The sequence below is a fragment of the Microbulbifer mixtoriginis (SeqCode) genome (assembly GCF_052466765.1).
Genome location: NZ_CP174289.1, coordinates 2,052,657 through 2,073,131, shown reverse-complemented (window position 1 = coordinate 2,073,131; position 20,475 = coordinate 2,052,657). Strand labels below are relative to the sequence as shown.

At 52.8% G+C, this 20,475-nt stretch carries 19 protein-coding genes; 7 read left to right on the top strand and 12 right to left on the bottom strand.

The features are described 5' to 3' along the window. The first annotated feature begins 62 nt into the window (after positions 1 to 62). A complete protein-coding gene (locus ACJJIV_RS09225) occupies positions 63 to 917 on the top strand; it encodes an AraC family transcriptional regulator (RefSeq protein ID WP_444891494.1) in 855 nt (284 codons plus the stop codon). 27 nt (positions 918 to 944) lie between these two features. Here ACJJIV_RS09225 and ACJJIV_RS09220 read toward each other — a convergent pair whose 3' ends face one another. The 3 genes from ACJJIV_RS09220 to ACJJIV_RS09210 form a co-directional block, all read right to left on the bottom strand. Then, complete coding sequence (locus tag ACJJIV_RS09220; RefSeq protein WP_444883586.1) at positions 945 to 1,541, bottom strand: DUF1287 domain-containing protein; 597 nt, start codon at positions 1,539 to 1,541, stop codon at positions 945 to 947. A gap of 137 nt (positions 1,542 to 1,678) precedes the next feature. Then, positions 1,679 to 2,206, bottom strand: coding sequence for a GNAT family N-acetyltransferase (locus ACJJIV_RS09215; RefSeq protein ID WP_444891493.1), 528 nt, complete (start codon positions 2,204 to 2,206; stop codon positions 1,679 to 1,681). Positions 2,207 to 2,298: 92 nt separating this feature from the next. Beyond that, complete coding sequence (locus ACJJIV_RS09210) at positions 2,299 to 2,718, bottom strand: hypothetical protein (RefSeq protein ID WP_444891492.1); 420 nt, start codon at positions 2,716 to 2,718, stop codon at positions 2,299 to 2,301. Between the two features lie 742 nt (positions 2,719 to 3,460). On the opposite strand from ACJJIV_RS09210, the gene ACJJIV_RS09205 reads away from it, so the two are divergent. Continuing rightward, positions 3,461 to 4,708 (top strand): DUF945 family protein, encoded by a 1,248-nt coding sequence (locus tag ACJJIV_RS09205; RefSeq protein ID WP_444891491.1) that lies wholly within the window; start codon positions 3,461 to 3,463, stop codon positions 4,706 to 4,708. A gap of 152 nt (positions 4,709 to 4,860) precedes the next feature. Here the strand turns inward: ACJJIV_RS09205 and ACJJIV_RS09200 are convergent, their stop codons facing one another. Beyond that, entirely contained in the window at positions 4,861 to 6,069 is a 1,209-nt protein-coding gene (locus ACJJIV_RS09200) for a nitroreductase family protein (protein WP_444891490.1), read from the bottom strand. Between the two features lie 66 nt (positions 6,070 to 6,135). Here ACJJIV_RS09200 and ACJJIV_RS09195 point away from each other — a divergent pair, with 66 nt between their 5' ends. After that, complete coding sequence (locus ACJJIV_RS09195) at positions 6,136 to 6,282, top strand: hypothetical protein (RefSeq protein ID WP_444891489.1); 147 nt, start codon at positions 6,136 to 6,138, stop codon at positions 6,280 to 6,282. Positions 6,283 to 6,464: 182 nt separating this feature from the next. On the opposite strand, the gene ppc is transcribed toward ACJJIV_RS09195, so the two are convergent. From ppc to alaE, 5 genes are all read right to left on the bottom strand, one after another. Then, on the bottom strand, positions 6,465 to 9,128 hold the full coding sequence (ppc, locus tag ACJJIV_RS09190) for a phosphoenolpyruvate carboxylase (protein ID WP_444891488.1): 2,664 nt from the start codon (positions 9,126 to 9,128) through the stop codon (positions 6,465 to 6,467). Positions 9,129 to 9,523: 395 nt separating this feature from the next. After that, the gene (locus tag ACJJIV_RS09185; protein ID WP_252084301.1) at positions 9,524 to 9,886 is read right to left on the bottom strand and encodes a DUF4870 family protein; all 363 of its coding nucleotides are present in this window, start codon (positions 9,884 to 9,886) and stop codon (positions 9,524 to 9,526) included. Between the two features lie 128 nt (positions 9,887 to 10,014). Beyond that, positions 10,015 to 11,388, bottom strand: coding sequence for an ATP-binding response regulator (locus ACJJIV_RS09180; RefSeq protein WP_444891487.1), 1,374 nt, complete (start codon positions 11,386 to 11,388; stop codon positions 10,015 to 10,017). A gap of 385 nt (positions 11,389 to 11,773) precedes the next feature. Continuing rightward, positions 11,774 to 12,475 carry an aspartate/glutamate racemase family protein gene (locus ACJJIV_RS09175; protein ID WP_444883594.1) on the bottom strand — a complete coding sequence of 234 codons (702 nt, stop codon included), beginning with the start codon at positions 12,473 to 12,475 and terminating at the stop codon, positions 11,774 to 11,776. Between the two features lie 39 nt (positions 12,476 to 12,514). Further along, positions 12,515 to 13,009, bottom strand: coding sequence for an L-alanine exporter AlaE (gene alaE, locus ACJJIV_RS09170; protein ID WP_252084304.1), 495 nt, complete (start codon positions 13,007 to 13,009; stop codon positions 12,515 to 12,517). A 242-nt stretch (positions 13,010 to 13,251) separates the two neighbouring features. Between alaE and ACJJIV_RS09165 the strand changes: the two genes are divergently transcribed. Then, complete coding sequence (locus tag ACJJIV_RS09165) at positions 13,252 to 13,803, top strand: PadR family transcriptional regulator (RefSeq protein WP_444887871.1); 552 nt, start codon at positions 13,252 to 13,254, stop codon at positions 13,801 to 13,803. 60 nt (positions 13,804 to 13,863) lie between these two features. On the opposite strand, the gene ACJJIV_RS09160 is transcribed toward ACJJIV_RS09165, so the two are convergent. Continuing rightward, positions 13,864 to 15,009, bottom strand: coding sequence for a beta-ketoacyl-ACP synthase III (locus tag ACJJIV_RS09160; RefSeq protein ID WP_444891486.1), 1,146 nt, complete (start codon positions 15,007 to 15,009; stop codon positions 13,864 to 13,866). Between the two features lie 166 nt (positions 15,010 to 15,175). Beyond that, positions 15,176 to 15,865: a ComF family protein gene (locus ACJJIV_RS09155; RefSeq protein ID WP_444883596.1), complete on the bottom strand. Its 690-nt coding sequence runs from the start codon at positions 15,863 to 15,865 to the stop codon at positions 15,176 to 15,178. A 164-nt stretch (positions 15,866 to 16,029) separates the two neighbouring features. Between ACJJIV_RS09155 and bioB the strand changes: the two genes are divergently transcribed. Genes bioB through bioC form a run of 3 tightly spaced genes read left to right on the top strand, consistent with a single transcriptional unit; the run spans position 16,030 to position 19,813 of the window. After that, a complete protein-coding gene (gene bioB / locus ACJJIV_RS09150; RefSeq protein ID WP_444888898.1) occupies positions 16,030 to 17,079 on the top strand; it encodes a biotin synthase BioB in 1,050 nt (349 codons plus the stop codon). Then, positions 17,076 to 18,269: an 8-amino-7-oxononanoate synthase gene (bioF, locus tag ACJJIV_RS09145; protein ID WP_444891485.1), complete on the top strand. Its 1,194-nt coding sequence runs from the start codon at positions 17,076 to 17,078 to the stop codon at positions 18,267 to 18,269. Before bioB ends, bioF begins: the two co-directional genes overlap by 4 nt. Continuing rightward, complete coding sequence (gene bioC / locus ACJJIV_RS09140; RefSeq protein ID WP_444891484.1) at positions 18,266 to 19,813, top strand: malonyl-ACP O-methyltransferase BioC; 1,548 nt, start codon at positions 18,266 to 18,268, stop codon at positions 19,811 to 19,813. Before bioF ends, bioC begins: the two co-directional genes overlap by 4 nt. Here the strand turns inward: bioC and ACJJIV_RS09135 are convergent. After that, a complete protein-coding gene (locus tag ACJJIV_RS09135; RefSeq protein ID WP_444887876.1) occupies positions 19,804 to 20,292 on the bottom strand; it encodes a L,D-transpeptidase family protein in 489 nt (162 codons plus the stop codon). The two genes, bioC and ACJJIV_RS09135, sit on opposite strands and share 10 nt — an antisense overlap. Positions 20,293 to 20,475: the final 183 nt, after the last annotated feature.

The window sequence follows — 20,475 nt, the reverse complement described above, 5'->3', positions numbered from 1 at the left end:
CGGGAAGGTATTGTTCGAAAATTTCACCGTCCCAACGTAGACTGGCAGTAAAGGAGCCTCTCATGCAGCGATTTTTTAAAAGTATCAACTTCGTAGAGCAGCATCTATATGACAAAATTTCTGTTCACGAAATTGCTGCTGCCTCTCATTACTCCACCTACCACTTCAGCCGTATTTTTAAGGCATTAGTGGGGGACTCACCGAAAGAGTATTTGCGTAAGCGCCGATTGACCGTCGCCGCAAAGAGGTTGTTGAGTGAAGATATTGGTATTCTTGAGCTTGCCATGGAGTGCCAATTTGACTCCCAAGAAGCGTTTACTCGCGCGTTTAAAGCTTTATTTAACGTAACCCCGGCACAGTATCGAAAGCAGCAGGATCCTTTTCGTTTGTTGTATAAGGATCAATTTAGCCCTCATATGCTGCACTTCTTGCAAAATGAGTTGTCCATGGAGCCACAAATTATTTCGCGGCCAGCGATGCAATTGGTGGGGGTAGCGCAGGAATACGACCATGAAAATCTCAGCTTGCCAAAGCTCTGGTCTGCATTTCGGCCCTACAGGGATAAAATCCCCAATCGTATCAGCGATGAATCTTTTGGTATCTATGAATGTTATGAGGAAGCGGGTGATGAAATTCAGTTTAAGTATGTCTGCTGCGCGCCGGTTGCCGACCTGACTCAGGTACCCGAGGGAATGGTGGCGCGGGAACTACCGGAGCAGCTATATGCAAAATTTGTTCACCGCGGATCTATTACCACCCTGGAACAGACATTGAAGTATATTTGGGGAAGCTGGTTGCCAAAGTCCAATTACGACTATATTGAGAGGCCAGACTTTGAGCTGTACCCACCCAGATATCAGGTTACCAGCCCGGCAGCGGAAATGTTTCTCCATATCCCGGTCAAAGAAAGGCCGTAATCGCTTGGCAATAGCGTAGTTTTTTCGCTACTCAATCTTTTCGGTTGCCTGACCGGCGTTGTATCGGTAATGCCCGGTAATTTTAAAGGAAAACAGCATGTCTTCCAGCACGGGTCCAGCCCCGATATTGTGTGCGACCAAGTACCGGTTGGTCTTTAGAGAGCGTTTCGCAGTCACAATACCGATATGTGGTAAATTACCGGGCAGCATCCAGGTAACGATATCCCCCGGTAGATAATCCTCTGCCTTGTCACTTATTGAGAGTGATTGCCCTTTGCGAGTAAAAAAAGCCTGTAGATTGGGTACTCGCCGGTGATCAATATTTTTATCTGGCCTGGAAAGTCCCCAAATGCGTTTAGATGGGTAGGCTTGAAAATGACCCGATATATCCTCGTGAACTTCTTTTTGCAAATCGATCCCCAGCTTCCTATATGATCGAATCACTACGTCGGTACAAACACCGGTATCAGCCGGCACATCTCCATTTGGATAGGGAATAGACACATAAGCAGGATCGTAGCGTACTTTATGATAGGTTCGCTCCAGAGCAGCTTCGGCCAAAGTCATATTTTGTGCATAGCTACTGGATGAAATAATACCAATAAAGAAGATCAACCTTTTCACCTTATTATCCTTCTATTTTTTGCTTGTTCTGTGGATTCACTTTGCTAAAAAGAATATAGATAAAAATCTCTTCCATACTATCTATTGTGCATTGGTCAGAGGATGTGCATTCAATGATGTATAGATTGAGTTCTTTATTAGTCTAAATCGACCAATTCGTTTAGTTGCTCCCAGATATACCAATAAGTTGGTACTTTACTTCCATCGGGAGCATGCCAAATACTTTCCTGTACTTGTCTCCCGCCCAGTTTTTGGTAGAAGGATTGCGCTTTAATATTATCCTGGTTGACTAAAAGGCACATGCCTCTTTGTGGAGCCTGCTGATAAGCCTTGCGCGCGCCCTCTATAAAGAGCGCTTTGCCAACTCCCATTGAGTGGTAGCCTTTGCGTACATGCAAGTTGTCCAGGTGTGTACCCCAGTCAGGGTGATTATCCATGTATAGACAGATAAAGCCGGCGATATTGCCCTCTACTTCAGCTAAAAACACCTGCTGATTGGATTTAGGGTGCTCAAAGCGATCTTTCCAGAGTCGTATTCTTTCCATTGGAACCTTATCTTCAAGGTACTGTTTGCTAAGCACGCTACGATAATTCTCCTGCCAGCTGACACTATGTATGTTAGCGATGGTGGGTACATCATGCTTTGAGGCTTTACGTATTTTCATAGTGTTTATCTACTTCCTGATCAATAAGGATAGTAATGGCGATTAATTGATGAAATTTTTCAGTTAGTTTGGAACGGTTTTCTCAAGGGTTTTTAAGTAATAAATTCCACGTTTGTATCAAATTCTTTCTGCAGATGTGCACGAAAAGAGGTGAATTTGCTGGAGGGAAAGATAAACTCTGGAATTTCTCCCGGAGATATCTGATTGTAAGGGAGAGAAAAGTAGCCGCGATCCTTAACCGAGTCGATAGCAACTTTCCTTATCTCTGATCTCTTGATTGAGTGATCACCAATCAAGATAAACTCTCCATCAAACCTTACATGGGAAACTGGATCTTCTATTATTGGTTGCTGAAACTTTTTGCGGTTGTAATTTATGGCAATGAGAGCCGTTATAAAAGGAAACAATCTCCAAATGAGATGATCCTCGGGTAAGTGAATTGCCATTAAAAAGATTAAAAGAAAGATGCTAGAGATTTGTAACGCCCTTAATAAAAATTTTTTGTTGCTCATTCCCTGTACTCTATATTTTTCTTTATCTTCTCATTTCTTGGCTATGCTGCCAAAAGAGCTTATCTCAAGCTAACGCTGTATTTATCCCAGTACCATTTAAAGAACGGTAATTCAATTAGTAAAAAGCTGATTAGAGAAAAGCCAAACCAGTTAGCAGTAAATAGCAGCATATTAAAATTGTATCCGGACTCCCAAAAGAGAGCGCCGGCGATCAGTAGTGCGATACCAGTTGCCAGGAGGTCATTAATTATGATCTTGTTAAGGTCAGCGCCTGCATGCCTTGGGTAGATATAGAGATAGGCGGCGCAGATGATTATAGCGTTAACGGTTAGTAACGTTACCTCGGGTTTCAAAATTAGATCTCTCTGATTGGTACAACTTTGAATACCATTATACGGCAGGACTGCGCCAAAGTACTCTAGATATTGGGGTTATAGAGGGTTAGTTAGCTATTGGAATCTGTGGGAGTTATTGCACTTATAAAAGGGGAAAATATTTTTAGCTTTTAATTTTTTATAGCGAACACTCGTGCCGTATTATCATTAACTCACAGGCTCAGGGGTTATTTTATATCAAGCCTGGCAATTCGTTATGTCTGGTTGTTTAACGTGGCCCCTGCTAAAGGGAATCGCCCATTGGGGCTATGGAATAGGCAAAGAGGTTCAGCCCTGTTACTGCTGTCGCACTAATAACTCCATAATCTGCTACCATCAGCGCAAATCCTGCTGTTAGATCGACTCTTATGAAACTCTTGCGTTGGCTTCTGTTAATCCTACTGGCTCTACTGGTAATTTCAGCCCTGGCGGCGCCAGGATTCATTGGTCCCAAGGTGGAGGAGGTCTGGAAGCAGCAGCTGAGCAGGATGCAGGGGGGAAGCACTACCGGCTATCAACGCGGTTGGTTTGGAGCTGAAACCAATACTGAGGTGGCGCTACAGAATGGCACCACTGAGCTGCACACTGAAATTCATCATGGCCCATTGCTGTTAACTTCTGGTGGGCCCCGTCTGGGGGTTATCTATAGCGAGACCCGCCTAGATCTAGAGCAATTAAACCCGCAGCTACGCGCTCAGCTTGAGGGAATCTATGGTCGCTTGCAGAACAGCCCCCTGGTTTTGGAAACCCTGGTTTTAGCGGATAACCGGGTACTCAATACCCTGCGCCTGGAACCCTTTAAAAGTTCAGGTGATTTTGGCCAGCTGGCATTTACAGGTGGTGAGATTGCAGTGTCGACAGATTACAGCGGCGCGGTGTTGGATGGGCTAATCGATCTGGGTAGCCTGACCCAGATGCGCGATGGCGTGGAAGTATTATTTACCGAACCGCTTAAAGGAGAGTTTCAGTTAGAGCCCCGCCGTGGCGGTAAGGCACAGCTTTATCTGTCACTGTTGCGCGCCGAGCGTGATTCGGGGCCGGCGGAACTGCGGGATATTAGCCTGGAACTGGATATAGAAATGCTCGCTGCGCAGACCCTCAAAGTGGTGAGTGATCTGCAGCTACCCAGTGTGCAGTCTGCCACTCCTATTACTTCTGTACGCCAGCAGATGACCCTGCCTAAGATCAAGGCTGCCGATCTGGGCCACTATTTACGTGTACTACTGCCGGTGGCGGAGCGCAATTGGGCGAGTGATATGCGTCCACCCCTGCGCCTGCAACAACAGCTGGTAGTGGAATCTCGCAATGGTCCGGTTCTGGTGGATGCGGATATTGACTGGAAAGGAATGAAGCGCCCTCCGCGCCATCGCAACGGCAGCGCTTTAAATCAATGGCTGAATCCTCTGGTGGGCAGCATGACCCTGAGCGCGGCTGAATCGGCGTTGCTGCAGTCGCCGCTGGTAGGCCAGGCAATGATGTTGCGACAATACGGTTTGCTGATTGAGCAAAACGATGAACTGCAGATGCACCTGGAGGTGAATCGCGGGCGCCTGGAAGTGAATGGCCAGCAGTTGCCACCAGATTTGTTCCTAATGGCACTGACCGGACAATTTTAAAATCTGATTGGTTTAACGGTTAGATTGGAGAAAGGAGTGATGTGATCGTTCCTTTCTCTTTCCGGTAAATCCATTTTTTAACAAGTCGGTATCTTGGGGACTCATTGCGTCCTAATTTATATCGACCGGACAATGCAAAAATCCTCTTGCTATTAGATTAAAGGGGCACTGATCCAGCTAATATCATAGTGAGGTGGCAGCACATCGTCCGGCAGGTTTTTTCTTTCCTGTGGGGGCAACTTTAGAAACTCTCCTTGTATTCCTAAAGCTTCACACCCCACCTCCCAGTTAGCACACCAGATGCCAGTAGCCACTGCGGCATAGTATCTAGAAGATGTTGTCGCATAAAAATCAAGGCGCACTTGAAAGCCTTTCTTGTGGGCAATACAGCGTGTGGTTTGACCGTTATAGGAAGACGGTGCCCACCGGCAACTTTCAAAACATCGATTAAACGCCTTCCAGGGCGATTTATCTATTTTTAATGCTTCTTTCATGGCGTTATCTACGAAAAACAGGTCGGACAGCGGCAGACGCTTATGAAACTGAGTATTAAAAAAACGGATAAACAATGGTGCGTACCAGCTTTCGTAACCCACAGCGCAGAGACAAATAATAGAATCCTTTTTCTTATCAAAGCGCTCGCGGAGGTGGGTTTTGACACTGCGGTGATCTGCTCCGGGACCAATCCAACAAGTCCCTAAACCCATTCGCGTAGCGTCTAAAACAATCTTTTGCAGGGTTCTGCCGATATCAAGAATGGCCGTTCGATTGTATTCCGCTGGGGCTATTGCAACGAGGAAATATCTGGCATTGACCACCGGCCAAACAGTGATGGGTGCTTTGACCCACTCCAGGCGTATCGGTGCATTGCCGAGACGTGGTTGCTGTAGGTGAATTGCAATACGAGCTTTTAGTGCTTGCTCATGGATGGGGATTAAGGGACGGGTTTGATAGGCACGGCACGATCTACGGTCACGGATCAGCTCGAAAATATCTTCTCGGCTGCGGGTTTTGGGTAGCGGTTCCGGCAAACGGATACAAAAGCGGCAAGTCACAATATCAAAAAGAATAATGGCCGCTAGTATCACGGGTAGCCAGATCAACACATTGGTCAGCCCAGTTAAACCTACTAGATATATGAATCCCACCAACAGGAAGAGGCCCAGAGTGATTGGGACAGGCATTAGGTACTGCAGCCAACCAGTAAATTGAAGTTGCAACTTTATACCCAAAAGGCGAATAAACAGGCGGCGAAGCCAAAGGGGATGCACTTTGTCGACCATGGCCCGCTCGTTGGGTCCAAAGCTGGCGTAAATGACTTTTGACTTGCGGGTTCTAGCCGTGGTTTCAGGGTCGCTCATTGGCATCTCCTGTAATGCAAATGACCACTTGCATTATGCGCCAGTTTATATCGAAAAGGAGATTCTATGCGGTGCACCATTGATGAAGCCAAGCTGTTTAAAGTAGTTGTCAGCGAATGGATGGCTCATGGTTATGGGTGCTGTACAACTAGGGACATGGCCAGTATCGCAGGTGTTAATAGGGCGATGCTGTTCCGGCAGTTTTGGCGGTAAAACTGGTTTATTCACATGGGCGATAGATCATCAGCTGGCTGATACCCCGTTGGAGTTATTCTGTATTTCGGGAGATCTGAATACCGATCTACGGGTTCTAGCAGAAGAGTAAATGGACACTTATCGATTGTATGGGGGCGAGGGTATAGGCGAGCAGAGTAGGGGACTCTGCCCGCCAACGGTTATCCGGTATTGCGCATGCCTGCGGCGATACCGGCGATCGTGACCATTAGGGCACTCTCCAATACGGCGTCATTCTCCCGCTCGCGCAGACGCGCCATTAATTCGGCCTGAAGTAAGTGCAGTGGATCGGTATAGGGATCGCGCACGCGGATGGACCAACGCATCACTGGGTTATTGTCCAACAGGCTTTCGCGACCGGTGAGTTGCTGCAAAGCACTCACTGTATGAGCCAGGCGTTCGCGCAGGCTTTCCCCCAGCTCTATCAGCTCCTCGTTGTCGGTGAGGCGTTCCTCATACCAGGAAGCGACACGGGTATCAGATTTCGCCAAAACCATCTCCAGCATATCCACCACGCCCTGGAAGAAGGGCCACTCACGACTCATTTCTCCCAGGGTGTCGGCTTCGTCTGCCTGTTTTAGGGCTTGTTCGAGTGCGGTGCCGGTGCCGAGCCAAGCGGGTAGCATCAGGCGCATCTGGGTCCAGGCGAACACCCAGGGAATGGCGCGTAGTGTTTCTACGCCGCCACCGGGCTTGCGCTTCGCGGGTCGACTACCGAGAGCCAGACGGCGGAGTTCCGTCTCCGGGGTGACGGTGCGCAGGTAGGCCACCAGAGCCGGATCGTCACGCACCACTTCGCGGTAACTCTGCACCGAGACTTCCGTGAGGCGTTCCATCTGATTGCGCCACTCGGGACGAGGCTGGGCCGGTGGCATCAGGGTAGCCTCCAGTGTGGCGGCCACATACTGCTCCAGATTGTAGGCGGCAACGGAGGGGCGGCCGTATTTGAAGCGGATCATCTCTCCCTGCTCGGTAACGCGAATACGCCCAGCCACGGAGCCCGGTGGTTGCGACAACAGTGCCATGCGCGTTGGAGAGCCGCCGCGGGAAATAGAGCCGCCACGGCCGTGGAACAGGGTTAGGGGAATGCCGTGATTGCGGAAGATTTGGGTGAGCGCCTCCTGAGTACTGAACTGTGCCCAGGCCGCGCCGAGGAAGCCGGCATCCTTGGCCGAGTCTGAGTAGCCGATCATTACTTCCTGGCCCTCCAGCACGCGCTGTTTGTACTGGGGAATATTGAGCAGGGTACTCATGGTGTCGGCAGCATTATTGAGGTCGTCCAAGGTTTCAAACAATGGCACCACGCGCATAGGTTGAGTTACCCCGGCAATTTTCTGCAGCAACATGACCGCCAACACATCGGAGGGCTTTTTCGCCATGGAAATCACATAGGCACCAAACCCCTCGTGGCCCTGCTCAGCAACCACCTTACAGGTTTCTAATACCTCTCGCACATCCCCATCACAGAAATCCGTATGGTAGAAATCCTCATCGATTAATGGCCGGCGGTTATCCAGCTCCGCCAGGAGGAAGTCCAGTTTGCTCTGCTCATCCCAGGTGGCGTAATTCCCGAGCCCCAGGTAGCGTGTGATAGCGTCGATGGCATCCATATGGCGGGTGGATTCCTGACGAATATCCAGGCGCAACAGGGTGATACCGAAGCAATTGAGCCGGCGCAGGGTGTCTTTGAGCTGGCCATCGGCGATGGCCGAGAGCCCCACCGCGCGCAGAGAGCGGTCGATCAGGTTCAGCTCAGTGAGCAGTTGTTGACCGCTGTGAAATACTGCACCCGCTGGTTCCTGCTGCTCGTTAATGCGGGCCTCCAGTTGCGCGCGAGTATTGCGCAAGCGGTAACGCACCCGGCGGAGTATGAGCCGGTAGGGCTCATGGCTTGGGCCTGTTTGTGCCAGTAATTCCTCGCTGGCCTTGTGCATAGATAGATCGGCCAGGAGGTTTTCCACATCGCGCAAGAGAAGGTCGGCGGCCATCCAGCGCGCCAGCAGTAATACCTTGCGGGTTACCGCTGCGGTGACATTGGGGTTGCCGTCGCGGTCGCCACCCATCCAGGAGGCGAAGCGTATGGGCACCCAGTTATCCGGCAGTGGCGGTAATCCCGCTAGGGCTAGTTCCTCCTCAATGGCGCGCATAGTCTGGGGTACTGCCTGCCATAGGGACTGTTCAATGGTGGCGAAGCCCCACTTGGCTTCGTCTACCGGCGTGGGCCTCTCACGGCGAATTTCATCGGTGCTCCAGGCAGAGAGTATTTGCTCGTGCAGATGACGTCTCAGCTCGCGGCTCTCTTCCTGGGTAAGGTCTGGTCGGTCCAGTGCGGCGAGGAGATCGGCGACGTGGTCGTACTTGCGGATCAGAGTGCGACGGGTGACCTCGGTGGGATGGGCGGTGAGGACCAGCTCCACGGAGAGATCCCTGAGTGCGGTGTGTATATCGTCGGTTGAGCGATTGGTATTCTTTAGTTCCGCCAATACCTGGCGCAGGCCGCGGTCTGTATCAGGGTCGCCAGAAAAACGCTGGTGCTGCCGGTGCAGGCGTTCGCGATGGCGCTGCTCGGCAATATTGGCGAGATTCAAAAACTGGCTAAAGGCGCGCGCCACTTCCAACAATGTGTCGTCGTCGAGAGGGTCCAGCAGCTGGTGTAAGCGATCCACTTGCATCTCTCCGCTACTGCGGCTTTCCACTGCGGCCTGGCGGATAGTTTCCACAGTATTAAATAGCGAATCACCGGCTTGCTCGCGCAATACGGAACCGAGCTCCTCGCCGAGTAGGCGGACGTCCTCCCGCAACGGGGTGTTTTGATCCTGACTCACAAGCCTTTATCTCCCTAACGATATCCGGTGAAAGTACCGGGCTTTATCTTCGCATAATTTTTTCGTAAGGAAGATGTGCTGCCAAAATAAAAGATTTTTTCAGTAATAAATTTACTTAAATAATGATAAATAAAGGAAAAATCTTACGATAAAGGTTGGTTTTTAGAAAATTTATAATCCAGCAGGTATAAATATCATGCCAGGTATTTTATCGGCTATTAGAGAGAGCTCTCGACCAGATTTTTTTAGGCGGGAGGTCATCAGGAGGGGAATTAAATTGGAAAAAGCGAAGAGTAAATTGGTTAGGAAGGCGTAAAATTTATAGGGGATTTTTAAATATCCCCTATTTGCGTAGGGTAGAAGCGCCCGCGCGAGATTTTCACGCGGGCCGGATTTTAATAGTAGTCATAGGCGGGGCGGCGATCGACTAGGCGCAGCCAGCCGCGAATAACCCGGTAGATAACCCAAATCCAGTTTACGGCGAGAATCACATAGCCGAGACCGAAAACCCAAAAGGTCAAAGAACCAACCACAGTCCACAGCAACCAGAACCAGAAAGTGCGGATCTGCCAGCGGAAATGGGACTCCGCCAGGGTGCCGCGTACATCGCTGCGCTTGAAATAGTTAATCAGTACGCCAACAAAAAACGGAACCGCGGTAAATAGGCTGATGGCCTGGATCAGGTAGACCATGATGGCCAGATCTCGACCACTCTGTTCGCGGGCCTCCTGGGAGCGTGTGGGGTACTGCTCTGACATAACTTTATTCTCTTGTGGACTCTGAAAAATATAGTGTGGTCCCCAATGCGCAATTCAACTTGACTGCGTTGGAATGGTATTTTTACACGACAGTCGGTGAAGAGCCCAGGGTGTCGTGACGTCCCATGTTATTTTAGTGCCCACTCGGTGTGCACATTGCGCTCGCGCCATGCCTTCAGCTGTCGCACCGATTCCCGCATCAGTTGCAGTAATTCTGTACGCTGCTGACGGCAGTGTTCGCGTTCGCTGTCGATGGAGAGGTTGGCGGCGAGACTGCGCAGACGACTGGCTACGCTATCGAGCCCCACCTCTGCCGCTGCCCGGGCGACATCCTGCGCCTGTTTTTCTGCATCCAACCAGTGGCGGCCGGTGAGGGCGCTGGTGAGCGCAGTGATTCGTTTGGGTAGGGTGGCGCTGCGGTCACTGAGTAGCTCGGCGAAGGTCAGGTGATCGAGAGTATCCTGCTGGCGTAAAAGAGCACTGGTGTTGAGCAGCTGGGTGGGGCGGTTTTTTTGTTGTGGTGACGTCCCCTGCGTGCGCCGTGAAGCCCATTGCATCAGTTGCATTAGCTGGCGATCGGCAATTGGGTGGGTAAGTACGCCGGTAAAACCTCGGGCCTGATAGCGCTCTTTATCGCCGGTTTTGGCAGATTGCAGCAGGGCGAAAATGGGTAAATCGTTGCCCCGCTCGCGGCGAATTTCTCGTACTGCCTCCACGCCATCCATCAGTGGTAGATGGGTGTCGGTCAGGATTAAGTCAAAGTTTTTTTGGAGGGCGGCGCTGCTGCCGTCGATACCGTTACACTCTCTTTGTACATGGTGGCCCATGGCTTCCAGCGGCGCTTGCAGGGATTCGTGTTTATTATTTTCCACCAACAGGGTGGCGAGGCCGCTGCCAGTATTGCCGAGCACTTCCTTGGGAAGTTTCAGCTCTACAGTTTCTACCTTGCCGATCTGACGTAAATCGTCCAGAGATTTGAGAGCGGCGTTTAACTGTCGCTTGCCGATTTCAACCAGCGCTTTGATATTGTTGTCCTCACTGCGTCCAATCAGGTTGAGGGTGCCCATCAATGTATCCAGGGGGTGATGCAACTGGTGGCGTACTATTGTGAGCAGATCGGATTTTTCCTGGCGCAGTAATTCGAGGCTTTCACGAGTTTCTTCGAGTTGCTTCTCTAGGGCGAGAAATTCACTGTTGCGGCTATGCACCTGCTGAAACAAATTACTGTTTTCGGCGCTGATATTATCGACACGCTCTGCACTCTCTTTACGCAATTTGCGCAGACTCAGTTGTCTATTGAGTGTAAAAGCACAAATTAGCACAGTTAAAATCAGCGCCGCGATCAACCAGTAAATAGGAATTTGTTGCTGCAGAGCATTTAATTCAATGGCTTGTGCGGTGGTGGAGATAAATACTGAGCCGCACAGTAGTGCTCCGGCTAGCAGAGCGTGAAAAAAAACACGACGAGAGGGCAATCCCCCAGAAGAAATGGCTTTTATCATCCTTATAACCACTTGTGTTAGGGCGGACTAAATCCTGCAGTCCGCAGTGTGATTTTCGCGGTAGGTTTTGATCGATACTCCCGAAAAGATCAGAGCGTTTGATACTGCAATATGGCACGGCGTACAAGAGATATTTTTAAAGGACTGGCAGGCTAACGGGTGGATAATCCGGTCAGAGGCATGAACGCTATCGCCATTAGCCAAGAGTTATTGCGCCAAAAACAGAGGGTGGTTTTTTTGGGGGGGCTTGATGCTGAAGAATTGCACGCTATTACATAGGCTTATATAGCGGGAGGTTTTGCACTGGGTTGGCGTATTTTACCGAGATCGGTGGCGCAGCGTTCCTCGATAAAATACGCAAAAAATTAAAAATATCAGGGTTGATTCAAGCGGCCTGAGGTAGGCGTTCCTGCAATAACTGCAACATGCGCTCAGAAGGTAGAAACAGGCGAATTCCATCGCAATGGGCGAGCAATTCCTGATAAAAATAATCGAAATGTGTGCAGCCCAGAATCAGTATCTGTACGCCGCTTTTCACCAGAGCCGCGACCAGATCATCCAAAGCGTGCTGACGCACGATCATCTCGGCGGCGAGGCCATCCTCAATATCTTCGACGATCTGCAGGTTGCCGATACCGATCACCTTGGCGGTTGTGTTGCGCTCGAGAATTTCACGCTCAATATTGGCGCAACTTTGGCAGTTGGCGGCGAGCAGGCCAAAGTTGCGATAGCGCTGGGTGAGTTCGGCGTATACCTCAAGGGGAGAAACCACCTCAATTGGCGAGGTGGCTTTGACCGCTTCCATATCCACCGCACCGGAAAGGGAATTGCAGTAGATCATGGCGGCTTCGGCGCCGGCCTGATGCAGCTGTTCAATCGCTTCGATCAGCTGCTGGGTGAGAGCGCCGCGCTCTAGCGCTTGCAGTTGCGTCTGTGCCTGGGGCGATGTTGACAGAGACATACCGACGCCACGCAGCTGACGCGCGGCGAGGAAATCCAGGCCAAAGCGGGTGTCTGTGGGGGTGCCGGCGACCACGCCAATGGTCATAGAACTTTTTTCAATGGCGTTATCGGTCAACACAGTCATGCTCCTCTCTCGTAATGCTCAATCGAGTATTGGTGCCCCTTAGATGGCGCGTCTGCCCAGCAGGGGAACCAGCGTATTAATCCACACTCGGCGCACCCAGTCGAGATAAATTCCATAAGGCCGCCCCAAGGCGCCTGCGATCAGCATAAAAGTGATACTGGCTGTGGCAATTTCGTCCCAGCTGGCACCGCCTAGGCGCATATTGGCCATATATAGGGGAAACTGGAAGCTGAGGAAGACAAAGGTGTCTACCAGGTAAGCATTTACAAAACCGCCGCCACCAAAGCGGTTCACAATCCAGCTGCGGTACATGCTGAAAGGGCGAGCGATCAATGTATTGAACACCAGCGCCATCAGACGCACTTTCAGGTGCTCACTCCAGCTCATACCTGCCAACACCAGCTCGATGGGGATCGCCACGGCCCAGGAAAAACTGTTCATGGCGAAGATATCGAGCAGGAAATCCCAGCGTCGCGAGTTGGGTGCGGCTGGTTCGGCGTCGGGGCCGGATGGTGTTAATGCGGGCGCGGACATGGAGCAGACAACCTCTTGAACCTCGAGCCGCCATATCAAGATGGCGGCAGGCCGGCGATTATATCTCCAAATTGCGTAAATGCTAGCCTTGCATCTCGACTGGTGAGGTCTGCCGAGATAAACGTCCTACTAATTATTAGAAAATTAATCTAATTATCTTATTGGCTTAACGCGCCTCCTGGTCACGATGGCGTCGCAGAGGTTAATATGCAACTCTTTGCATAAGACGAATCGGAGCCGCCATGTCCCTGCGCTATGCCGTACTCACCCTGCTGGATATAGAGCCCGGCAGTGGCTACGACCTAAAGCGCCGCTTCGAGCGCAGTGTTTCCCATTTCTGGAGCGCCAGCCACCAGCAGATGTATCGGGAGCTGCACAAGTTGCACGACGAAGGATTGCTGGATTGCGAGGAGCAACCGCAGGAGGGCAAACCGGACAAAAAGGTCTACAGCCTCACCGACAAGGGGCGTGCGGAGCTGCGCGACTGGGTAATTCAGCCAGCGGCACCACAGAAGATTCGCGAACCCTTTTTAGTGCGTATGTTTGCCGGCCACCATTTGAGCCAAGAGGAGTTGCGTTCGGCTCTCAATGATCAGCTGCACAGGCACCGAGGGCTGTTGGAGAATTATCGGGAGCAAAATGAGCGGGTGCTTAAGAGTGACCCCGCCCTGCAGGAGCGCTATTGGCTGGCCCACCAGACGCTGCTGTTAGGCATAGAGGCGGAGAAGACCTGGATCAACTGGGCGGAAAATATGCTGCAGCAACTGGAACAAAAGTGTGAAGAGAGCAGTTAAAAAAACCGGGCGGTGCCCGGTTTTTTGTGTCATTGGTGCGGAAATGAGTCGAGCGCTAGTTTATAAAGCGACTTTCTCCACTACCAGGCTGCCGATAGAGTAGCCTGCGCCAAAGGAACAGATAATTCCGCGCTCACCTACTTGCAGGTCATCGCTGTGCAGATTGAAGGCGATGACAGAACCGGCGCTAGCGGTATTCGCGTAGCGGTCCAGCACCACCGGGGCGCGTTCTGCGCTGGCTTCATCCCCCATCAGTTTCTTGGCGATCAGATTATTCATGTTGATGTTGGCCTGGTGTAGCCAGTAGCGGCTCACTTCACGGGGATCGGTGCCGCTCTCCCCTAGGTGCTCCTCAATATGGGCGGCGGCCATGGGGCAGACTTCCTTGAATACCTTGCGGCCGTTCTGGCGGAACAACTTGCCGGGGCCGAAAGGGTCCACATCGGCAGCGCGTGCGGCATAGCCGAAGTTGGAGCGGATATTGTTGGAGTAGACGGTCTTGGCCTTGGTGCCGAGGATTTCCCAGGCAGTGTCTACGCTGCAGGTTTCGCGGCGCTCGATCACACTGGCGACCGCCACATCTCCGAAGATGAAATGACTGTCGCGATCGGTAAAGTCCACTTGCGGTGAGGCCAATTCAGAATTGATCACCAGTACGGTGCGTGCGGCGCCGGAACAGATGGCATCTACCGCGCGCTGTAGAGAAAATGTTGCCGAGGAGCAGGCGACTTCCATATCGAAAGCGAATCCATCGATGCCGAGGGCGCCCTGAATTTCGATGGCAATGGCGGGATAGGCGCGTTGCATATAGGAGGCGCCAACAATCACCATGTCGACATCGGAGGCCTGTTTATTGGCTTTCTCAAGCGCCAGTTTGGCGGCTTTTAGCCCCATCTCCGCCTGAACACACAGGTCGTCGTCATTGCGCTCGGGAATAAAGGGGCGCATGCGCGCGGGATCGAGAATTCCTTCACGGGTCACCACATAGCGGCTCTTGATACCGGAGGCCTTTTCGATAAATTCCGCAGAGGACTGTGGCTTGGGCTGCAGTTCGCCGGATTCAATTGCTTGAGCGTGCTCCAGGTTGTACTGCTTGGCGTAGCTATTGTAGGCGTCTACCAGCTCTTCGTTGCTGATCGCTTCCGGTGGGGTCCACAGGCCGGTGCCGCTGATGACAATGCCCCGTGGCAACTTGTGTTCACTCATCGCTGAATCCCTGGCTCGCAGCAAAACACCTGCGAGCAATTAGTCACTGATTAAAACCTTAGCCTTTAGCGGTGCCGGCTTGTTTGGGATTTATCTGCCAGAACGGCAAGGCAAGTTATTGTGACGTCTCTGTGACTGCCGGTCTATCTGCGGTCGCGCCGAAGAGTCATGGCGTTCTGGCCAAAACGAACGCACTGACCTTGTGTGCACCAGCTTTCAGGAGTATCTGTGCCGCCGCCTCCAGGGTGGCTCCGGTAGTCAGGACATCGTCCACCAGCCCGATATGCATTCCTTCAACGGATTCACGCAGGGCAAAACTTTGCAGTAGGTTGCGTAGGCGTTGTTGCCGGCGCAGCTGCGACTGGGTGCGGGTGGCGCCAGTTTTGCGCAACAGCCGCGCTTGCACAGGCAAATGCCATTGCTTTCCCAACTCGCTCGCGATCAATTGTGCCTGGTTGTAACCGCGTTGCCAGTAGCGCTGCCAGTGGAGAGGAATGGGGGCGAGCAGGTCGGGGGGCTCGTTGTGTGGGGCTATTGAAGTGGCGGCAAGTTGCGCCAGGCTATGGCCGGCGGCCAGGTCGCGTTGGTACTTGAAGCGCTGGATTAGCTGGTTCACCGGAAAGGCATACTGCCAGGCGGCCTGAACCCTCTGGCAGTGCGGCGGCTGGCGCAAACAACTGGGGCACAGGCGTGCGCTGGAGGCCAACGGCAGCGCACAGCTTTCACAAGCCTGGCCCAGATAGGGCAGGTCCCGGATACAGCTGGCACAGATACCAAAGTCACCGGCTCTATCGCCGCACAGCAGGCACTGCGTCAGGTAGCGAGAGAGTCGAGCTGAAATCAGGCTGTAAACCATAAGAGAGCTTCTGAGTTGACAGCAGGTGGGGCCTGGCTAAACTGGCCAGTCTGTTTGGTCGAGTTTGCCACTGCTGTCTTCTGCAGTCACCCCGCCCGAATACATAAAAACAGCACCCCAACTCCAGTAACAGAGAGAGTAAGCTTGTGACTGCAGCCCAGACTATGCCCGCCGCCGATATCCGCCACGACTGGACCCGTCAGCAGGTTCTGGATCTCTTCGCTATGCCATTTAGCGATCTGATGTTTACCGCGCAGCAGGTTCACCGGACACACTTCGATCCCAATCGGGTCCAGGTCAGCACCCTCTGTTCCATCAAGACCGGCGCCTGCCCGGAAGATTGCGCCTACTGCCCGCAGAGCGCCCGTTACGATACTGGGCTGGAGCGGGAAAAATTGATGAAAGTGGAGAAGGTGTTGGAAGAAGCTCGCGCGGCCAAGGCTGGCGGCGCCACTCGCTTCTGTATGGGAGCTGCCTGGCGCTCACCCAAGAAAAAAGATATGCCCTACGTCACCCAGATGGTGCGCGAAGTGAAAGCACTGGGTATGGAAACCTGTATGACCTTGGGGATGTTGAATGATGACCAGGCGCAGGAATTAGCTGATGCCGGGCTCGATTACTACAACCACAATCTGGATACCTCACCGGAGTATTACGGCGAGATTATTACCACCCGCACCTACCAGGATAGGTTGCAGACATTGGGGCGCGTGCGTGCCGCCGGTATGAAAGTCTGCGCCGGCGGTATTGTTGGCATGGGCGAGGGCGACAAAGATCGTGCCGGCCTGCTGATGCAACTGGCCAACCTGCCTGAACACCCCGAGTCGGTGCCCATTAATATGTTGGTAAAAGTAGCTGGTACGCCGCTGGAGCAGGAGAAGGACCTAGACCCCTTCGAATTTATCCGCTGCATCGCCGTAGCGCGCATTATGATGCCCAAGTCCCATGTGCGCCTGTCCGCCGGGCGTGAACAGATGAGTGATGAGATGCAGTCTATGGCTTTCCTCGCTGGTGCCAACTCCATCTTCTATGGCGAGAAGCTGCTGACCACCGCCAATCCCGAGGCCAACAAGGATATGCAATTGTTCTCCCGCCTGGGTATCCAGCCGGAGGAGTATCAACAATACGCCGATGAGAGCGCAGTGGAAGCGGAGTTGAATGCACAGATTACCGAGCAGCAAAACGACGCTTTCTTTTACGATGCGGCCAAATGACCCTGGATAAAACCCTGCGCCAGCGTCTCGATGAGCGGTATCGGGACAATCTTTATCGCCAGATTAAAACTCTGGAAGCGGCGCCCAGCCCTATCGCTGTAGTGGATGGGCGAAAGCTGCTGACCTTTAGTAGTAACGATTACCTGGGACTCGCAAGCCACTCAGAAGTTATCCGTGCCCAGCAGGCCGGTGCTGAGCTGGGCGCCGGTGCCACCGCTTCCCATTTGGTTAACGGCCACCTTCAAGTCCATCAACAATTGCAACAGAGCCTTGCCGAAGTCACCGGACGCGAGGCCGCACTGGTTTTTTCCAGTGGTTATATGGCCAATGTGGGGACACTCTGTGCGTTGCTGGGCCGCGCGGACAATGTTATTTCCGACAAGCTCAACCACGCCTCCCTGATAGACGGCGCGCGCTTGTGTGGCGCGAACAGTTTGCGTTTTGCCCACAACGATCCAGTAGCCCTGCGCCGTCAGCTGCAAAGGGCGGCCGCACGCGGTGGCAATACTCTGGTGGCGGTAGATGGGGTCTACAGTATGGACGGCGACAGGGCTCAATTGGCGGAGATTGCTGCCCTGTGTTGGGAATTTGATGCCTGGCTGATGGTGGATGAAGCCCACGGCTTTGGAGTGATGGGGAGTGAACAGCTGCCCCTTGCCGGCAGCTGCGCGGCCGCCGGTCTCGGCCAGGATGAAGTGCCGGTACTGATGGGTACGCTGGGAAAGGCCGCCGGCAATGCAGGTGCCTTTGTGGCCGGCTCGCGTATGTTGATCGATTTTTTGGTGCAGTTTGCACGGCCTTATATTTATACCACCGGTATGCCGCCGGCAGTGGCGGCAGGTTGTATTGCCGCAATTGAACTGATGCGCAATGCGCCCGAGTTGAACCAGCGCCTGCAGGCGAATATCGCTTACTTCCGCCGGCGTGCGGCGCAAGCGAATTTACCTCTGACGGATTCATCCAGTGCGATTCAACCACTCCTGTTGGGCTGTGAAGAAACTGTGATGACTGTGTCCAAAAAGTTGGAGCAACGTGGCTTTCTAGTGGGCGCTATTCGCCCACCTACCGTGCCCAGAGGTACCGCTCGCCTGAGAATCACCCTGAGTGCCTCCCATAACCACAGCCAAATTGATGCTTTGGTAGATGCCCTCGTAGCTGTGCTTCAGGAAAAAATAGCGGTGCCTTTGTGATTGAGATAGAGAACCTGGTATTCCTGCACGGTTGGGGGGGAGATAAAGGGCCCTGGCGGCCCCTACTCGAAGCGGTGCGTGAACAATTGGCACAACCTTTGACTTGTATCGAATTACCGGGGTGTGGGGAGTGTAGCGGCGAGCCCTGGCCACAATTAGAGACACTTTTACAACGGCTGTATAACGAACTGCCTAATAACTGTGTTTTGGTTGGGCACTCTCTCGGAGGTATGTTGGCCCTGCAGTTGGCGGCCAGACCGGGACAGAAAAAAATCCTCGGTGTTGTCACCATCTCTGCCAATGCCTGTTTTGTGGAGCGGGACAACTGGCCGGGTATGCCGCGGCGCGTTTTTGAGAGATTTCGCAGGGCCTTTGTGCAGGACCCCTACGCAATCTGGGAGCGCTTTTGTGCCCTGCAGTCCCATGGTGACAGTGTCATGCGCGACCTGCTCAAGCAGCTGAAAGAGCGCCGTCCCAATATCAATGCCGAAGCCTGGAAGCGGGCCCTGGACTGCCTGGCGGGTTTGGATAATCGCCATTTACTGCAGACACTCAAAGTCCCCACTCTGCACCTGTTTGGCAAGCGGGATGCCCTGGTGCCCCAAGCTGCCGTAGAGGAGATCCAGGGCTGTGGTGCAGCGGTAGAGGTGATTGAGGGGTGTGGTCATAAACCGCATTTATCTCAGCCGCGTCAAGTGGCAGAGCGATTGCGGCATTTTGTCGAGAGCCTGTCTCCCTCTGATAGCGGTACTTCCGAGCCCTTCGATAAATCTGCAGTGGCGCGCTCTTTTGGTCGCGCCGCCGCCAGTTATGACGACTGCGCCCATATACAGAGAGCGGTGTGCCGGCAGTTGATGAAAATGGCGGATCGCCACTGGAGGCCACGCACGATAGTCGACCTTGGTAGCGGCACCGGCTTTGGTAGTGAGTTGCTGCGTCGACATTTTCCCGAGGCGAGAATTATCGCCTTGGATCTGGCGGAAGATATGTTGCGCTACGCCCGCATAGAGCGCCCCCAGGCTGATGATTATATTGTTGCGGATGCGGAACAGTTGCCCCTAGCAGATGACAGTGTGGATCTGGTGTTTTCCAGTATGGCGCTGCAGTGGTGCTATCGCTTGCCACAGCTGTTTACCGAGTTGCGTCGGGTACTCTCTCCAGAGGGATTCTGCCTGGTGGCGACACTGGGGCCGGGCACGCTGGCAGAGTTGCGTAATAGCTGGGCCCAGGTGGATGGCGATATACACGTCAATCGTTTCCTTCCTCTGGCAAAGTGGCGTGAAGCGGCGGTGCAATCGCAACTGAATGGTGAAGTGCTCGATGAGCAGCGCCTGTTGTATTTCGATAGCCTGCGCCAGCTGATGAAGGAATTAAAAGGTGTGGGAGCACATAATATTAATCGTGCCGCTAAGCGGGGGATGACTGGGCGTGCCAGGTTACAGCAACTGGCCGAAGCCTATGAAGGCCTCAGGCAGCCCAGAGGGCTGCCGGTAAGCTACGAGGTCATCTATATGAAACTGGCCTGTGGACTCGATCAGGGGTAGATATCGATAGGGATCGGGGTTTTCACCAGCGCCCAAATCTCGTCCATTTCCCGGTTGGAAGCCACCGCGATACAGCCATCGGTCCAGTTATTGCGACGCAGGTGTCTCTCCATATAGGACCACTCGGGCTTGATGCCGTGGATCATGATATCGCCGCCAGGGCTGACCCCCATTTTGGCTGCCCGCGCACGGTCCTGTTTATTTGGATAGGACACATGAATGGAGCGGTAGAAGCGACTTTTAGGGTTTTTCCAGTCGAGGGTATAGCGCCCTTCGGGGGTGCGTTCATCTCCCTCGCGGACCTTGTGTCCTCTGGGATTATCGCCGAAGGAGACGGTGTAGCTTTTCACTACCCGGCCGTCGCGAATCAGCTGCATCAGCTTCTTCGACTTGTACACAACAACATGATCGACAGGAGTTACTTTTGCTGAGGCGAACAGAGGCATCGCCAGCAACAGGGCAAGAGTCAGGTATCGCATGGTCTCTAAGCTGCTTGAATGTTTTCAGTTATTTCGAGATTTCCCGCGTCCCTGCAGAGCAGTTTCCCCTTTTGAGGGAATTATTTTGTGAGCGCGGCCCCGTGCCTTTGTTATCAGTGCTTGGCTTGATTTGTTCAAAATCTGCGCTACACGACTAAATTATCATCAAGTGGCTGGCGTGAA

What these genes read in the sequence shown, in the direction of transcription:
- ACJJIV_RS09225 (WP_444891494.1), top strand. Translation starts at nt 63, where the DNA reads ATGCAGCGATTTTTTAAAAGTATCAACTTCGTAGAGCAGCATCTATAT.
- bioF (WP_444891485.1), top strand. Translation starts at nt 17,076, where the DNA reads ATGACCCTGGATAAAACCCTGCGCCAGCGTCTCGATGAGCGGTATCGG.
- ACJJIV_RS09175 (WP_444883594.1), bottom strand. Translation starts at nt 12,475, where the DNA reads ATGACTGTGTTGACCGATAACGCCATTGAAAAAAGTTCTATGACCATT.
- ACJJIV_RS09195 (WP_444891489.1), top strand. Translation starts at nt 6,136, where the DNA reads ATGCGGTGCACCATTGATGAAGCCAAGCTGTTTAAAGTAGTTGTCAGC.
- ACJJIV_RS09180 (WP_444891487.1), bottom strand. Translation starts at nt 11,388, where the DNA reads ATGATAAAAGCCATTTCTTCTGGGGGATTGCCCTCTCGTCGTGTTTTT.
- ACJJIV_RS09155 (WP_444883596.1), bottom strand. Translation starts at nt 15,865, where the DNA reads ATGGTTTACAGCCTGATTTCAGCTCGACTCTCTCGCTACCTGACGCAG.
- alaE (WP_252084304.1), bottom strand. Translation starts at nt 13,009, where the DNA reads ATGTCCGCGCCCGCATTAACACCATCCGGCCCCGACGCCGAACCAGCC.
- ACJJIV_RS09200 (WP_444891490.1), bottom strand. Translation starts at nt 6,069, where the DNA reads ATGAGCGACCCTGAAACCACGGCTAGAACCCGCAAGTCAAAAGTCATT.
- ACJJIV_RS09160 (WP_444891486.1), bottom strand. Translation starts at nt 15,009, where the DNA reads ATGAGTGAACACAAGTTGCCACGGGGCATTGTCATCAGCGGCACCGGC.
- bioB (WP_444888898.1), top strand. Translation starts at nt 16,030, where the DNA reads ATGCCCGCCGCCGATATCCGCCACGACTGGACCCGTCAGCAGGTTCTG.
- ACJJIV_RS09210 (WP_444891492.1), bottom strand. Translation starts at nt 2,718, where the DNA reads ATGAGCAACAAAAAATTTTTATTAAGGGCGTTACAAATCTCTAGCATC.
- ACJJIV_RS09215 (WP_444891493.1), bottom strand. Translation starts at nt 2,206, where the DNA reads ATGAAAATACGTAAAGCCTCAAAGCATGATGTACCCACCATCGCTAAC.
- ACJJIV_RS09205 (WP_444891491.1), top strand. Translation starts at nt 3,461, where the DNA reads ATGAAACTCTTGCGTTGGCTTCTGTTAATCCTACTGGCTCTACTGGTA.
- ACJJIV_RS09185 (WP_252084301.1), bottom strand. Translation starts at nt 9,886, where the DNA reads ATGTCAGAGCAGTACCCCACACGCTCCCAGGAGGCCCGCGAACAGAGT.
- ACJJIV_RS09135 (WP_444887876.1), bottom strand. Translation starts at nt 20,292, where the DNA reads ATGCGATACCTGACTCTTGCCCTGTTGCTGGCGATGCCTCTGTTCGCC.
- ACJJIV_RS09165 (WP_444887871.1), top strand. Translation starts at nt 13,252, where the DNA reads ATGTCCCTGCGCTATGCCGTACTCACCCTGCTGGATATAGAGCCCGGC.